This window comes from Clostridium sp. AF19-22AC (assembly GCF_003479085.1).
Lineage (GTDB): Bacteria > Bacillota > Clostridia > Lachnospirales > Lachnospiraceae > Faecalicatena_A > Faecalicatena_A orotica.
Map to the genome: position 1 here is coordinate 76,321 of NZ_QUGN01000003.1, position 16,587 is coordinate 92,907.

The 16,587-nt window shown below is 44.4% G+C and carries 13 protein-coding genes and 1 tRNA gene; 3 read left to right on the plus strand and 11 right to left on the minus strand.

What is annotated here, in order from left to right; translation table 11 throughout:
* Positions 1 to 42: 42 nt before the first annotated feature.
* From DWX43_RS04315 to DWX43_RS04330, 4 genes are all read right to left on the minus strand, one after another.
* Positions 43 to 882: a DegV family protein gene (locus DWX43_RS04315; RefSeq protein WP_118619018.1), complete on the minus strand. Its 840-nt coding sequence runs from the start codon at positions 880 to 882 to the stop codon at positions 43 to 45.
* Between the two features lie 509 nt (positions 883 to 1,391).
* Positions 1,392 to 2,735, minus strand: a complete 1,344-nt coding sequence (locus DWX43_RS04320) for a putative peptidoglycan glycosyltransferase FtsW (RefSeq protein ID WP_118619020.1) — start codon at positions 2,733 to 2,735, stop codon at positions 1,392 to 1,394.
* A 56-nt stretch (positions 2,736 to 2,791) separates the two neighbouring features.
* Positions 2,792 to 4,672: an asparagine synthase (glutamine-hydrolyzing) gene (gene asnB, locus DWX43_RS04325; RefSeq protein ID WP_118619022.1), complete on the minus strand. Its 1,881-nt coding sequence runs from the start codon at positions 4,670 to 4,672 to the stop codon at positions 2,792 to 2,794.
* A 170-nt stretch (positions 4,673 to 4,842) separates the two neighbouring features.
* A tRNA-Pro gene (locus tag DWX43_RS04330) sits at positions 4,843 to 4,917 on the minus strand.
* Positions 4,918 to 5,028: 111 nt separating this feature from the next.
* Between DWX43_RS04330 and DWX43_RS27595 the strand changes: the two genes are divergently transcribed.
* The 3 genes from DWX43_RS27595 to DWX43_RS04345 are packed head-to-tail and all read left to right on the plus strand — an operon-like array spanning position 5,029 to position 6,410.
* Positions 5,029 to 5,523 carry a spore coat associated protein CotJA gene (locus DWX43_RS27595; protein ID WP_330405222.1) on the plus strand — a complete coding sequence of 165 codons (495 nt, stop codon included), beginning with the start codon at positions 5,029 to 5,031 and terminating at the stop codon, positions 5,521 to 5,523.
* Positions 5,520 to 5,789, plus strand: coding sequence for a spore coat protein CotJB (locus DWX43_RS04340; RefSeq protein WP_109729415.1), 270 nt, complete (start codon positions 5,520 to 5,522; stop codon positions 5,787 to 5,789). The genes DWX43_RS27595 and DWX43_RS04340 overlap by 4 nt, the downstream gene beginning before the upstream one ends.
* 3 nt (positions 5,790 to 5,792) lie before the next feature.
* Positions 5,793 to 6,410, plus strand: coding sequence for a manganese catalase family protein (locus DWX43_RS04345; protein ID WP_109729416.1), 618 nt, complete (start codon positions 5,793 to 5,795; stop codon positions 6,408 to 6,410).
* Between the two features lie 100 nt (positions 6,411 to 6,510).
* On the opposite strand, the gene DWX43_RS04350 is transcribed toward DWX43_RS04345, so the two are convergent.
* The 7 genes from DWX43_RS04350 to DWX43_RS04380 all read right to left on the minus strand — a co-directional run bounded on the left by DWX43_RS04350 (position 6,511) and on the right by DWX43_RS04380 (position 16,417).
* The gene (locus DWX43_RS04350; protein WP_109729417.1) at positions 6,511 to 7,821 is read right to left on the minus strand and encodes a trypsin-like peptidase domain-containing protein; all 1,311 of its coding nucleotides are present in this window, start codon (positions 7,819 to 7,821) and stop codon (positions 6,511 to 6,513) included.
* Between the two features lie 101 nt (positions 7,822 to 7,922).
* Entirely contained in the window at positions 7,923 to 9,749 is a 1,827-nt protein-coding gene (gene glmS / locus DWX43_RS04355) for a glutamine--fructose-6-phosphate transaminase (isomerizing) (protein ID WP_118619024.1), read from the minus strand.
* Between the two features lie 219 nt (positions 9,750 to 9,968).
* Positions 9,969 to 11,414: a cohesin domain-containing protein gene (locus DWX43_RS04360; RefSeq protein WP_118619026.1), complete on the minus strand. Its 1,446-nt coding sequence runs from the start codon at positions 11,412 to 11,414 to the stop codon at positions 9,969 to 9,971.
* Positions 11,415 to 11,441: 27 nt separating this feature from the next.
* Positions 11,442 to 12,761, minus strand: a complete 1,320-nt coding sequence (locus DWX43_RS04365) for an LCP family protein (protein WP_118619028.1) — start codon at positions 12,759 to 12,761, stop codon at positions 11,442 to 11,444.
* Between the two features lie 68 nt (positions 12,762 to 12,829).
* Positions 12,830 to 13,777: a glycosyltransferase family 2 protein gene (locus tag DWX43_RS04370; RefSeq protein WP_118619371.1), complete on the minus strand. Its 948-nt coding sequence runs from the start codon at positions 13,775 to 13,777 to the stop codon at positions 12,830 to 12,832.
* An 11-nt stretch (positions 13,778 to 13,788) separates the two neighbouring features.
* A complete protein-coding gene (locus DWX43_RS04375) occupies positions 13,789 to 14,988 on the minus strand; it encodes an LCP family protein (protein WP_118619030.1) in 1,200 nt (399 codons plus the stop codon).
* Between the two features lie 25 nt (positions 14,989 to 15,013).
* Entirely contained in the window at positions 15,014 to 16,417 is a 1,404-nt protein-coding gene (locus tag DWX43_RS04380) for an undecaprenyl-phosphate glucose phosphotransferase (RefSeq protein ID WP_109729422.1), read from the minus strand.
* Positions 16,418 to 16,587: the final 170 nt, after the last annotated feature.

The window sequence follows — 16,587 nt, forward strand, 5'->3', positions numbered from 1 at the left end:
TCGTGCTTTTACGTTCTATAAAGCATTTTATCACAAAGTGTTCTATACCACAACTATTATTCCGCCGTCACTTGCATACATTGTACTGATTCCGGCCGTGTCGATGATGAAGCTGCTTTTAAATTTTGCCCGGGCAAGAAGACTCTTCTCTACTTCCAGTGCTCTTTCTTTGCAGTTACAGTGTGAAATCGCCAGTATCTTTTCTTCTGAATTCTCTACATCTTCCACAATGTGGTCCACCATCTTGGCAAGAGCCCTCTTCATCCCCCTTGCCTGTCCGAGCTGGCAGATGACACCTTCCGGCTTTGCCCCCATGACAGGCTTAATATTAAGTGCACTTGCCACGATCGCCTTAATCCCGGAAAGTCTTCCGTTCTTCCGGAGTGTATCCAATGTTTCCAGTACGAAATAAGTATGCTGGGATTCGATATATTTTTCTACCGTACTGACTATTTCCTGAAAACTCATACCCGCTTCTTCACATTCCTGAATCTTCAGCGCAATCAGTGTTTCTCCAATTGATGCGGAACGTGAATTGAAGATATAGATATCCTTCTTTCCATACTCCTCTTCATAAAGCTTTCGGCCAAGCTCTGCACTATTGTAGGAACCACTTAATTCCGCAGATAATGTCACGGCGTATACACGCTCGGCATCACAATGATAACTTTCCATATATTCTTCCGGAGACGGGCAGGATGACTTCGGACATTCCGGACTCGCTGCAACACGTTTCAAAAAATCAGCCTGGTCAAATGTCTCATCATCTACGATACGGACACCACCGACTTCCATGCTGAGTGATGCAGTTTCAAAAATCCCGCTCTCTTTCATCTCCTCCGTCAATTCCCCACAGCTGTCTACTATTACTTTATAACTCATATCAGTTCCTCCCACACTACACCTGATGCATTTTGCATCTATTATATGTAGTTTTAAATACTACATACTAATATAACACACTTTATATAGTATTGAAAGAGATTTTTTTCAAAATCTCCGCAAAATCTCCGTTTTCTTATGCTTCAGTGAGCATAGTATCCCGCAATCAGATTTTCTTATCGTGTACGGATACCCGGCCGGATGCACCAGCCAGTGGCAAGGCGGGTCCGGATGCAGGCAGGGCGGTGTCTGCTGGTGAAAAGTCCGTTAAGTAAGCTGTAGAAGATATTAAAAAAAATGGAAGAAAAATAGAGGGCAGAATTTACTTCCGAAGTAAATTCTGTTGTCGCCTGAGGCGCAAAAACATCGGTTTTTGGGCTGAATGCGGCATGTACCTCTATTTTTCTTCCATTTTCTTTTACATCTTCTTAGCGAAACGCCTCGGACTTTAAGCCAGCAGACACCGCCCCGGCTGCATCCGGACCCGCCTTGACATTGGCGTCCCTCCTCTATCCCTCACTGAGTTTTATTTTTCTGGATATGCCGAGCGCAATTCCCATTTCTGTCATCAGGAACAAAATCGACGTTCCCCCGTAACTGATAAACGGCAGTGTGATTCCTGTTGTCGGGATCAGGTTGGTTACTACCGCGATATTTAAGATTACCTGCAGTGCAATATGTGCAAATATCCCAGTTGCAATCAGTGACCCGAACATGTCAGGCGCATTTCTTGCTATGAACATCAGACGGTACAGAAGCAGCCCGAACAAAACAAGGATCACAATTGCACCGAATACCCCCAGTTCTTCACATACAATTGTCAGGATCATATCGTTCTGTACTTCCGGTATAACTCCGAGTTTTTGTGTACTGTTTCCGAGCCCTTTTCCCCAGAAGCCCCCGGAGCCTATGGCGTAGAGTCCCTGCATAACCTGGAAGCCGCCGCTGTCCGCGTGATTCTCCGGGTCCAGCCATGTGATGATCCTGCGGAGGCGGAAATTTTCACTTGTTGTAATCGTGGCCGCCATAATCGAAATCCCCACTACTGCCACAACCGCCACTACACCGATGATTTTGATAAAGGGCTTTGTCTTCGGATGTGCCACAAAAAACAGGATACATGTGATTGCAAAAACGATAATCGCAGTACTCAGGTTCTCTGTCAAAAACATGACCCCGCCGGCAGCAATCAGGCCAAAGGCCATGATACGCACGAAACCGTCCCTTGTATTAATCTTCTTACCCATCCTGCACAGCTCGTAGGAAATAAACAGGATCACTGCGATTTTAGTAATCTCAGAAGGCTGCAGTGTCAGATTTCCCGGAAGCTGTATCCAGCGCCTGGCCCCGTAAACTTCAATTCCAAGCGGTGTTTTTACAAGAAGCATCATAACCATTGAAAACATATAGCATTCGAATGCAAATGCACCGTAAATATGATAATCGATTTTCGATACAACAATCATAACAACAAAGCTTAATATACCGATGACTCCCTGCTTTGTAAAATAATACATGTCGTTCTGGAAGTCTGACTGCGCGCTGTAAGCACTTGTACTGTACAACATCACCAGTCCGAAGCACATCAGGAATATGATCACAAGCAGTAAATCAAAGTCAAAATATGCCGTTCCCTTTTTTGCTCCCGCCTTTTTGCTTCTCCCCGCTGAAACGGGAGGTGGTACAGGAGGTACACCCCGTAACGGCTGTGTATTGTCCAGTCTTCTCTTTTGTACTTTCCCGGATACACTGCGTCCCGTTTCTGCGCATCGTATCGGTCTTACCTTTTCGTTCCGGGAAACTGCCTTTTCCTGCCTGTTATTGCGGATTGGCCGTACTGTTCTGCTCTTCATAGTATCTCCCCTGTCTGAATAACATCCCGCTTATTACTGTTGTTTTGTAGCATATATTATCTGGCATTCATCGCCGGATGCACCGGTTTCCCATGTTCAAAGTACCTGTCATACCACACGAGGAAAATATATACGGTCCAGATCTTACGGCTGTTGTCCGTCTTTTCGTTCATATTCTTTCCATTTCTGTGGTCATCCAGCATCTTCACAAGCATATCGGTGTTAAAAAACTTCTTTGCCGCCCCGGACGTAAACATGTCCTTCACAATCGTGTAATACTTGTCTTCTTTCAGCCATACACGGATCGGTATTGGGAAGCCCAGCTTCTTTTTCTCGGCGGTCTTACTCCTGATTACCTTCTCTGCGGCCGCGCGAAGCGCAACCTTTGTCATTGGGGCACGTACCTTGTAATTAAGAGGAAGTGTCTCCGCCAGCTCCAGTACCTTTTTATCGAGGAAAGGCACACGTACCTCCAGTGAATTTGCCATTCCCATCTTGTCCCCCTTCATCAGGATATCATGGACAAGCCAGAGGTGGAGATCCACATACTGCATTTTTGTAACCGGGTCTTTTCCCTTTACCCGTTCGTAAAGCGGATGAGTCACTTTCTGGATGCCCGGTTCACATCCCTTTTTCAGAATCCTGCTGGCCTCGCGCTCCGTAAAAATATTCGTCGCATTGGCAAAATACCGTTCTTCCAGTGTCTTTCCGTGGCGCATCAGGAAACCTCTTCCCTTAACCCCGCGGGGCAGACAATATTCTGCAAACTTGCCCAGCACCCTGCGAATGCAAAATGGAATCTTATTAAACCCGGTATGCTCCAAAGGTTCGCAATAAATATTGTATCCTCCGAACAGCTCATCCGAACCTTCGCCGGATAAAACAACCTTCACTTTTTTAGATGCCTCCCCGCTCAGGAAGTACAGCGCAATAGCCGCCGGGTCCGCAACAGGTTCGTCCATATAATACTGAATATCTGACAGCTTATCCCAGTACTCTTCCGGCGTAATGATCTTCGCGTCATTCTGCATATTGATGCTGGCTGCAAACTCCTTCGCATCCTGGATCTCGCTATATTTACCTTCATCAAATCCAACCGTAAACGTATGGTCCACCTGCCCTAAATAAGTCAGATAACTGGAGTCTACACCGCTTGACAGATATGAGGCGACCTCTACGTCACTGATCTTATGCATCTCAACAGATTCTTTCATTACCTTTTCCACATCTTCAACGACTTCCTCAAAAGATTTCTTACTGTCACCTGTAAAATGTGGTTCGAAATAACGGGTAATCTCCATCTCACCGTTCTCATATGTGAAATAATGTCCCGGCTGCAGGCAGAACACACCCTTAAAAAATGTTTCATTCGTCGGAACGAACTGGAAAGAAAGGTAATTTCCCAGTGCCGCCTCATTGAATACCTTGTCAAACTTCGGATGCTCCATGAATGATTTTATCTCGGAACCAAACATCAACGTGCCATTCATTTGTGCATAATATAAAGGCTTAATGCCAAAAATATCTCTGGCAGCAAACAACTTTTTCTTCTTTGTATCCCAGATTGCAAATGCATACATCCCGCGCAGACGGTCTACGAGGCTTTCCCCCCACTGTTCATATCCATGAAGCAGTGTCTCTGAATCTGTGTTGGAAACGAAAATATGCCCCGCATCCACCAGTTCCGCCCTCAGTTCCTGATAATTGTAAATTTCACCGTTAAAAATGAGCACCATGCTTCTGTCCTCATTATAAAGCGGCTGGTCTCCCACTGCCGATAGGTCAATGATGCTCAGACGCCTGAATCCCAGCGCCGCATCCTCGTCCACATACCTGCCCTCACTGTCCGGTCCCCGGTGGACAATCGTGTTCATCATATTGACCAGTACCTGTTCTCTATCCTCAACTTCGCCTACAAATCCTGCAAATCCACACATATATAAACATCTCCTTTATTCAAGTACGCCGGAACATGATTGTACATCAAACACGCCCCAGTACATAACTTGCCCCTTATTATAGCTTTTTTTACATAGAAAAACAACTTTTTTAAAAAAGGGGCTGTGAAACAAGAAAAGCAGTGCCTTATGTGCACTGCCTCTCTGCATCGGGGTGACAGGATTCGAACCTGCGACCTCACGGCCCCCAGCCGTGCGCTCTAACCAAACTGAGCCACACCCCGCCTTTGCTTTTACTATTATATAAAACTTTTGCCCAAATGTAAAGTGGAACCTTTTCTTTTTTCTCCCATATTATATTAGTGTAAACATTAATGGAAGGAGTTAACGCAAAAATGGCGAATTGTCAAAACAATATGCGTTACGGCAGACAGATGAACTTCAATAACGGCTGCAATGCCACGCCTGCCGGAAACAGCAATAACAGCGGATGCCGCAATATGCCTATAAATAATAACACCGAATGCCGCAATATGCCGTCTCGCGGCAGTCAGACCGGCTGTCCTGCACCAATGCCAAAAGCAGACTGCCAGCACCGCACCCCGGAACCATGCGGATGCCCCAAACCGCAGCCACGTAATAATGACTGTATGTCAAAACCCAGAAACACTATGGAGGCCCGTATCCCGGAATGCCAGATGCCGAAGCGCCGCACTCCCGAACCGTGCCAGTGCCGCTATGACGCCCTTGAAGATTTTCCGCTGGCTATGGCTTACGTACCGTGGCAGAGGTGGCAGAATATTTTTGAACCATGTAAAGCATTACAGTGCGGTACGATTTTCGAAGAACTCAGGAAACCATTCCGTGGGAAAGGAGGCTGTAACCGATGAGTGAACGTCCATGTAAAAAAGATCTTCTGAATAAAATAAACGTTGTCAGCTTTGCTGTCGATGACGTAAAACTGTTTCTGGATACCCATCCATGTGATGAAGACGCGCTTGCTTTCTTCCGTGAGTACAGCCGCATGAGAAATGAAGCCTTAAAAGAATATGCTGCATACTACGGCCCTCTTACTATTGACACCACTGTCTATTCCTGTGCTGACAGGTGGGACTGGGTCAATGAGCCGTGGCCGTGGCAGGAAGGAGGATGCTGATATATGTGGGATTATGAAAAAAGACTGCAGTATCCTGTAAAGATTACCCAGACCAACCCAAAACTCGCCCAGATTATCATTTCACAGTTTGGAGGACCTGACGGCGAGCTGGCAGCATCTATGAGATATCTTTCCCAGAGATATACGATGCCTTACAGTGAAGTGACCGGAATCCTCACAGACATTGGAACCGAAGAACTGGCTCACATGGAAATGGTTTGCGCCATTGTACACCAGCTCACAAGAAATCTGACTCCAGAGGAAATTGAAAAATCCGGTTTCGGGACTTATTATGTAGACCATACGCTCGCTCTCTGGCCGCAGGCCGCAAGCGGTGCTCCGTGGACGGCAACTTATTTCCAGTCCAAGGGTGATCCGATCACGGACCTGCATGAGGATATGGCCGCTGAACAGAAAGCACGAACTACCTACGATAATATCCTGAGACTGGTAAAGGACCCTGAAGTATGTGACCCGATCCGTTTCCTGAGGGAACGTGAAATCGTTCATTATCAGAGATTTGGGGAAAGCCTCCGCATCGTACAGGATCATCTGGACAGCAGGAACTTCTATGCAATCAACCCAGAATTCGATACAAATCAGGACTGTGGGTGTAAATAGCAAAAATCAGGCAAAGCTGCTGCAAAGAAAGGAAAGCCGGTCCTCCGCGGATCGGCTTTCTTTCCTTTTTCAATTATTATATTATCCGGCACTGTTCAGATTATTCGGACTTTGCCCCTAATGTTATTTCATAGTTTTTCGCCGTGTACTCACCATTATTGTCAGGTGTCTGGACGGTTACCTGAACCTTCTCACCTTTGGCATAGTACTTGAGCTCTTTCTGTAATGTTTCCATATTGTCAATTGTCGTACCGTTTAATTCTGTAATAACCCCGCCTTTGCTCAGTCCGGCTGCCTTTGCTCCGCCTCCGTCTGTAACGTCTGTAATATATACTCCGAGAGGCATACTGAATCTCTGGGCATATTCTGATGTTACATCAAAACCGGTGATGCCTAAGTACCCTCTCTCAGACTCGGATACTTTTGCTTTTGTCTGCTGGTTCATCAGGTTTGTTATAATATCGGATACATCACTAATCGGGATTGCATATCCTACACCTTCCACGGAACTGCCTACCAGTTTGGAGGAGTTGATTCCGATTACCTCTCCGCTTGCATTGACAAGCGCTCCGCCGCTGTTGCCCGGATTGATTGCCGCATCTGTCTGGATCAGGCTGACGTCATTTACCGTTGTCTGGCCTGTTGCCTGATCTGTTGTTGTACTCTCACGGTCTGTCGCGCTGATAACACCTGTTGTAACAGACTGGCCATAGCCTAATGCATTACCGATAGCAATTGCAGGCTCTCCTACTTTCAGCTTTGTGGAATCGCCCAGTGTTGCAACTGCAATAGCATCCATTGTATCATCTGAAATCGTATTAAGCGGCACTGCAATTACTGCCAGGTCATGTGATGCATCTGTTCCTTTGATGTTCGCCTCAAGACTTGTGTTGTCGTTAAAGGTAACTGTCAGAGTCTCACTGTTCTCTACTACATGGTTATTTGTTACGATGAGCAGTTCTGAATCATTCTGTGAAATGATGATTCCGGTTCCTGCACTTTCACTCTGCTGCTGCGAAACACCGCCGAAGAAATCCTGTACCTGCTGGACACTCATATTCGTAATGGATACAATAGACGGCATTACATTTTCTACGATTCCTGATACATCGGATGTAACAACATTTGATGTCTTTGTCAGTGAACTACTGTTCACTGGTGCCGTGCTCTTAGCTGTTGACTTCGTCTCATTCAGGCCGAGAAGCCTGCTGCCGACAATGCTTGATGTTAAAAATGTTGCGCTTGATACAACTCCAAAGAGCAGCGCAAATCCTGTTACTGCGACAGCTTTCGGCATTTTCTTTTTTTGTTTTGGACCTTTGTTATTTGGTTCGTTAAAATTCTGCTGGCTATTATACTGAGCACTTCCCTGCTGTCCTTCGGGATTGTAATAATTATATTGATTTTCCATACAAATTCCTTCTTTCTCTTGTATTTTATATTGATATAATAGCCGCTCTTTGTGATAGAATTGTGTTCATTTATTTAACAAACTTTGAAACTGTCATTTTTCTATTCGACTGTAACAGATTTCGCGAGATTTCTCGGTTTATCTACATCACATCCCCTGCCCACAGAGATATAGTAACCAAACAGCTGCAATGGGATAATTGCCAGCGAATTAGTAAAGTATTTATTCGTTTCTGGTATGTAAATGACGTAATCTGCCGCCCTTTCCACTTCATCGTTGCCTTCATTCGTAACAGCCAGTACGAATGCACCTCTGGTGCGCACTTCCACCATATTGCTGATCATCTTCTTATAGAGGTCCTCCTGTGTCAGCACGGCTGCAACCAGAGTCCCCTCTTCAATCAGAGAAATGGTTCCATGTTTCAATTCACCTGCCGCATATGCCTCAGAATGGATATAAGAAATCTCTTTCAATTTAAGTGAACCTTCCATCGAGATTGCATAATCAATTCCACGACCAATGAAAAATACGTCTCTCGCCGCCAGATATCTGTTTGCAAACTTCTGGATTCTGTTTTTATTATTCAGCAGCATTTCCACCTGGTCCGGAAGGCGTTTTAAATCTTCAATATATTCCTTCATCTGGCTGTCAGTGATCTGACCGCGCACTCCGGCAAATTTCATCGCAAGAAGGTACATGGCGATCAGCTGGCTGGAGTAAGCTTTTGTCGTAGCAACGGCAATTTCCGGCCCGGCCCATGTATACATAACATTGTCCGCTTCTCTCGCAATAGAACTTCCCACTACATTGACGATCCCAAGGACTTTTGCCCCTCTTGCCTTAGACTCCCGGAGTGCTGCAAGGGAATCCGCAGTCTCTCCGGACTGGCTGATAATCACGACAAGTGTCCCGTCTTCAATAATCGGGTCACGGTACCTGTACTCCGAAGCCACGTCCACCTCTACCGGAATTCTTGCCATCCCCTCGAATACATACTTGCTTGTTACACCCGCATGGTATGCAGAACCGCAGGCTACAATCATAATCTTACGGATGTCCCTGATTTCCTCATCTGTCATATTCAGTTCTTCAATCACGATGTCATGATCTTTTATGCGGGGCGAAAATGTGTCTGTCAGGGCTTTCGGCTGCTCATACATTTCCTTTAGCATGAAATGTTCATATCCGCCCTTTTCTGCCGCATCAACATCCCAGTCAATATGTACTGCACTCTTTTCAATCGGCTCCTCGTCTACATTGAAAAACTCCATAGAATCCTTTGTCATTCTGACAATTTCTTCATTTTCTATAAAGTAGACATCCCTTGTATATTTTAAAACAGCCGGTACATCGGACGCAATGATACAGCCCCCGTCAGACTCACCTACGATCAGCGGACTGTCCTTGCGGACTGCATACAGCTCATCCGGGTGATCCTTGAACATGATCCCAAGGGCATAAGAACCTTCCATACGATGCATGATCTTTGTGATCGTCTGAAGCGGATTCCCGTGGTAATAGTAATCCAGCAGATGTGCGATCACTTCCGTATCCGTATCAGATATAAACTCATACCCTTTTCCTGTCAGCTTCTTCTTAAGCTTCAGATAATTCTCTATGATTCCATTGTGTACGACAACAATCGTTTCATTTTTATTAAAATGAGGATGTGCATTGATATCCGACGGCTCTCCGTGAGTTGCCCATCTTGTATGTCCTATCCCGACCGTACCGGGCATCATCTCTCCGTCATGGGTCAGTTCGCTTAGTACCTTCAATCTTCCTTTGGATTTCTTCATCCCGATTTCTTCACCGTTGTATACAGCGATTCCCGCTGAATCGTACCCCCGGTATTCCAGTTTTGACAAACCATCCAAGAGAATCGGAGCTGCCTGCTTCTCACCAACGTATCCAACTATTCCGCACATATCGTACTCCCTTCTTACAGTTAAAATATCAAGTTAAAAATTACATTACAGCGTGTATTGTAACAAATATTTAACAATTTGTAAATTCCCATTTTCAAACCACACATAAACAAAGAAAACCAGGAATTTTTCGGAACGCTGTTATCTGTCCAGAAAATTTCCCGGTTTCTTTATATCATTTTATCTCTCATACGCTTATAAGAACACTTTATCCCGATTCTAAAGATCAATAAAATCTACTGAAAAATCGTCATCATCACCTTTTTTTGATTTTCTTGACGGTTTTGCCTCATAATCATCTTCGTCATCATAGAACTCATCATCGTCATATTCCTCGAAGCCGTCGTCATACTCATCTTCGTATTCGTCATCATATTCCTCGAAGTCATCGTCTTCCTCATAGTCACTGCCTTCTTCGTAATCTTCAAAGTCGTCCTCTTCTTCATTGTCAAAACCTATGAACTGGTCTCTGGACTTATTCTTGACACGGGGCATATTATCATCCTCGTCATCTCCCAGTCCATACTCATCATACAGTTCATCCAGTTCCTGATTCCTGTGAGAAAGTTTTACAGCAACCACAATTATGATAATTAACAGAAGAAGGATCAGCCCCCACACTGCACACATGACAATCGTCAGATGCTTTTCTATAAAATTCACGATCTTATCCGTCAGTGTATTAGATGAACTTTCCTGCTTCTCTGCCGCCGGGACTGTGTACCTCTGATATGTCTTTTCAGTTTCATCATACTGATAATATCCCTGTGTTCCTTCACTGCTCAGGGCATAAACAAGATAATATGCTTCATCTGTTGAATTATGCCATGCAGTGAACACCTTGCCGCCTATATCTGTTGTTGTCTCCTGATAAATAGAAGGCAGTCCCTCTTTATCCTTGTGGTTCATCAGAAAAATGGAGATATCTGAATTAACATCAATCACTTCTGTCTGTGTAAATGAACCGTCATCTGTACTGTATAGAAAATAATCGGAATTTCCTTCGCTGTCCTCCAGATAATAAATATACTGTCCGCTTACTTCCTGATACATAGCTTTTGTTTTTGTTCCGTTAAGCTCTGTATCTACCGCAGTAAATCCCTTCGGAACCGCTGCTTCTGAAAAATTTGCATTAACAGTGTAGGATTTCCCGTCAACATCTACCTGAAGGCTTCCTGACGCCGCTTTTTCCTTATTTGAGTCCTGACCACCATCTTCTACCGGAGTTCCGCCTTCAATCGTAACCGTAGAATCACCTGTGTCCAGATTCAGTGCCTCATCATTGTAAAGGTATGCCGTATAATCTGATGCCTGAAGTTTGGTCGTACCTTCCTTTAAAGCAGTAAATTCCATTGAGAAAGCAGCCTCTGAAGTATTACCGTCACCCTTGAATGAAAGCTTTACCGTTCCATCCCCGCCTGTCGCATTCGTACCACTTTCGAACCTAAGGACTGACGCATCATATGTTACCGTAACATCAATATCCCCGAGTGCACTTCCGCCAGCATTTACCTTGGATGTAACAGTTACTTTATCCCCTGCTGCCCCGGACGGATCTGAAAACTGAAGTGTACCTTCCGCGGCAAATGCCTGCATGGTGAAACATGATACCGTCAGACATACTGCTAATAATAGGGCCCCTGCTTTTTTTATTATTTTCTCCATCTGTTCCTACCTCTTTTACTTGTCTTATTATTCTGTTGCCGTATTCTGGTCAGCAGTGCCTCCGGTATCTGCCGGACCACTTCCTCCGGTATCCGCCCCGCCGGTATCTCCTGCATTACCACCGTCTGCTGCTCCATTCTCACCACCGGTGGACGGATCTGTGTTCCCTGTATCTGTAGTATCTGCTGGCGGCGTATATCCGTTGTCTGTCCCTGTCCCGGGATCTGCATAGTAATAATTCTCTTCCGGCGTCTCATAAACAGACGGGTCTTCTGTCGTATAACTTCCAGATGCGAATGCCTGTATGGAACTGCTGAGTGATGTCACCGTCGATGATGGACTGTACCCGTCACTGCCAAAGAAAAACTGGTGCAGCTGCTTCACATTATCTTCCAGATCGTCAGCGATAACAGAACTTCCCACACCTGTCAGCGTCGATGTCGATTTATCGAACGGGAAACCGCTCATCTCTGTTAGTTTATAGTCAAACGCATCCTTCGCATAAGCCAGGATCTCAGTCAGTGTAAAATTAGTAGCTACCTTTGGAAATACTTTATCTATAATACGGTTAATCGTTGACAAGTCTGCTTTCTGTGCCTTTATCACTATCTGCTCCAAAACATTGCGCTGGCGCTCGGCACGCTTAAAATCGTCTCCTGTCGTATAACGGATCCTGCAGTAAGAAGTCGCCTGAACACCATCCAGCACCTGTTTACCGGGTTTTGTCAGGTCTGTCGTTGTCTTCCCTGTAACTCTGGAAGTCTCTGTGCAATATCCATTGGTCCAGAATACTTCCTCATCCGTCAAATCGAGTTCGACCCCGCCAAGCTCATCTATCACATCTACCAGCACATTAAAATTGACTGTAACATAGTGCTTGATATCCATGTCCAGATTCTTGTTCAGCATTGCCACCGCTCCCTCTGCGTCATCCGTCGCATAGGCCGTATTTGCCTTATTATATGAACCATCCGGCTGTTCCAGGACGGTATCCCTGAATACGGAGCAGAGCTTGACTTCTTTTGTCTCCCTGTTCAGGCTGGCAATAATGATAGTATCACTCCGTTCTCCTGTCCCCAGTGTTCCGTCTCTTGAATCCAGCCCAAAAAGTGCAACATTTAAATATCCGGTTTCATTATGCTCAACTTCTGTTGAAATATTCAGTTTCGATGTATCTAACTGCGTTGTCTCTATCTTATTCAGCTTCGATGCCGCAAAAGCCACTCCTGCTGTCATAAGCAGTACCAATACCCCGCCTGCTATCGCCAGGACTTTTTTCCACATGGCCCATGCCATAAATCCACGGCGTGATCTTCTTCTGCGCTTTTCATATCTTCTTTTCGCCATTGTAAACCCTTCCTGATAAATTATTTACTCACGATTACACTTTATCATACAATAAATTTGCATAAACTTCAATCACATTTTTGTGATTCTTTGTTCACATCTATCCAATATTTAGGATTTGAAGAGCATCTTAGTACAAGGTTTTGTGGCAGTTTTTTGTAATTCTTTCCAAGAAGAAAACCCAGATATTTGAAAGCACTCTTAATTATAAGCTTCACAATAAGCCACGGTTTCCCGATTCTAACCAGATAAGACGCAGACATACTGACCAGCTTTATCCCTTCACTTTCTGATCTTACCCCTTGAAATACATCCGGATAATCAGCCTGGGAGACGGCCAGGTCAAAATTCCGCTTCATTTGTTGTATGCACGTATAATTATGAGAATGTATTACTTCCGCTTCTGCAACATAAGCACATCTGTATCCCAGCTTCAGCATACGCGCTGCCATGATCATATCTTCATTAAAGATTGCCTTCTTCACAAAACCGCCCGCTTCCTCATAATAGGCTCTCCTATATGCGGCACAGACATTTGAACAGAAGTACGCTTTTATTCCCATTTTTTCAATAGAACTGCTGTCTTTTATAAAACTTTTGACCGGATAATTAAAGCTTCTTGTATAACGTTCGATCACATCGCATTTATCATCCGGCAGCTGTCTCGCATAGGCACATCCAATGGTTTCATCATCGAATACTGCAATGAGGTTTTCAATCAGCTTATTATCTTTCGGTACTGCATCCTGTGTCATACAAACAACAATCTCTGCGTCCGACATACCAACAGCCATGTTTCTGGTGGCGCCGTGGTCAAACTCCCGGCTGCTTATTTCCCTGATAAGAATCTTTGGATCGAGTCCCACTGTCTCCCACGGGAACGGGCCCGCCTTCGTGTTGATCACTATAATCTTCTGAATCGGATAAGACTGTCTTAACAGCCGCTGAATCAGCAGGTCGAACTTTCCACCCGGCTTATATGCAGGGATTATAATATCTACTGTTTTTAATTTCATATTTTCTTCTGTTACCATTGAGCATCCCCATCTGTATAGGTACTGTCCTGATAATTTTCTTCTGAGCCATCGTCTGAATATCCATTATCAACATAGCCGCTGTCATCCGTATAACTGCCGTCATCTACGGGAGTCTCATAATCACTGCCGCTGATTCCCGAGAGGTAGGCAACATCGTTATCGATTTCCTTTACTTTATCGGAAACCTGGTAATCCTTTTCGCCGAATAAGAACTCGTGCAGTTGTTTGACATTGTCAGCCGCACCAATCGCAACAACAAATGACCCTTCCAGTCCGATCACTGAATCAGGTGTAGCAACATCAAACGGATATCCGCTCATCTCCCCGATCTGATACTGGACTGCACTGGCCGCCATGCCAAGAAGGTCATTGGCTGACAGATTCGTCGATACCTGTGGGAATATCTGATCAATAATCTTATTTAGTGTAGATATATTTGCCGTCTTGGCTTTATTAGCTACCTGTTCCAGAACCAGACGCTGTCGTTCCGTACGCTTGAAATCACTGCCTTCTGTTTTACGGATTCGGGCATAGGCAACAGCCTGTATGCCATCCAGTGTCTGCTTTCCGGGCTTTGTCAGTTCTGTTGTTTCCCTTCCAACCACTCTTGAGGTCTCTGTACAATATCCATTCGTCCAAAACACCTCTTCGTCTGTCAATTCCAGTTCTATGCCTCCGAGCAGATCAATCACATCAGCCAAAGCATTAAAATTAACACTCATATATTTCTTTATATCCAGATCAAAATTACGGTTCAGAAGTGAAATTGCCTCTTCAGGCCCTCCATAAGAATAAGCCGCATTTGCCTTGTCATAAGTCCCATCAGCCTGCTGCGTCAGCGTATCCCTGTACACAGAAACAACTTTTACCTCTTTTGTCTTGTTATTGATACTGGCGATCATAATTGCATCGCTGCGCACACCCCCGTCCAGCTCTCCTTCTCTGGAATCGAGGCCGAAAAGAGCAATATTGGTAAATTCACCTGTATCTTGATATATCTCCAGGTTATCCTCATTAATTGTCTTATAATCCAGTTTGTCCAGTTTTGACATAGCATATGCCGCCGCGCCCAAAACCCCGAGCAGAATGATTTCCACCACCAGAAGTACAATTCTTCTTCTGAGTTTCTTCTTATGTAACAAAGCACGCTGCTGCTTTGTCATTTTCACTTTGGATTTCTTTCTTGCCATATTATATCCCCTTATTTACTCGCTCTTAATAAGCATTCTTATTCACAAATCCTTTGAATATTGTCAGGAATAAGATTTTAAAATCAAAACCAATCGTCCAGTTCTCAATATAGTATAGGTCATACTCGATACGCTTCTTTATAGAAGTGTCCCCACGATATCCGTTCACCTGTGCCCATCCGGTTAAACCGGGACGCACCTGATGCTTTACCATATATCTCGGGATCTCTTCTTTAAATTTCTCAACAAACAAAGGCCTCTCCGGTCTGGGACCGACAAGGCTCATGTCGCCTGTTAATACGTTCCACAATTGGGGAAGTTCATCTATACTCGTCTTTCTGATAAACCTGCCGATTCTTGTAACCCTCGGATCATCTTTTGTCGTCCATTTATTTTTTTCCTTATCAGCGTCCTGTACAACCATTGAGCGGAATTTGTACATTGAGAATGGCCTGTTCTGAAGCCCCACTCTCTCCTGCTTGAAGATAAGCGGTCCCGGAGATGTCACTTTTATCGCTGCTGCCGTGAACAGCATGACCGGTGAAAATAAGATCAGTGCACACACAGCCCCGCAGATATCCATTGCTCTTTTCAGGACTTTATTAACCGTACTGTTTAACGGGACATGCCTGATATTAATAACAGGAAGTCCCAGTAAATCTTCTGTATAAGGTTTCGTCGGAATAATGTTATTATAGTCAGGAATAAACTTTGTATGCACACCGGACTTTTCACACATATTCACGATATACTCCAATTTATGGTACTCATCTAACCCCAGAGTGATAGCTATCTCATCTACTCTGTTCTGAGGAAGTATAATAAGAAGGTTATCAATGCTCCCGATTACTTTCACACCCTTGTACTCCATCCCTCTGGGCTGATGGTCGTCAAGGATTCCTCTTACAGAATATCCCCATTCCGGATTAGCCGCAATGCGGTCGATATACTGCTCCGCTGCACGGCTGTATCCTACCAGAATCATGTGTTTCTGGTTGTACCCGTTGCGCCTGATTTTACGTAAGAAGTAACGGATCAGATTCCGGGCCAGAACTTCCAGAAATACGTTCACAACGAAGAACACAAAAATCATCAGTCTTGAAAAGTTAGGCTCATTCGTCACATATAAAATTAAAATGAAACTCATCAGGCCGATGACATTGGCCTGTGTTATATGCCATGCTTCCAGCCGTCTTCCCTGCACCCGTTTGGGAGTATACAGCAAAAATACTGCATACAGCACCAAATATCCCGGTACAATATAAATAAGTGCCTGCATATATACTTCCAGAGGGAGATACCATGCATCCAATTCAAAGAACCCGCTCCTGAACCGTAAGTACCATGCAATCACATACGAAATCATTACAATAAAACCGTCTACAATGACCTGTATCCGGTTAAAATACTTCTGATTATCCTTAATCAACAAATTCACCCGCTTTTCTAACGTCTATATTTGTTTTTTATATTGTCGTCATTCATCTAACATATTTATTATATCCTGCATTATCTGTTATATGATACAATACTTTTTTCAAAAGGACAAGCAAAATCTACCAGACGCTTAACATTCTCTTAATATTTTCGTAATATAGG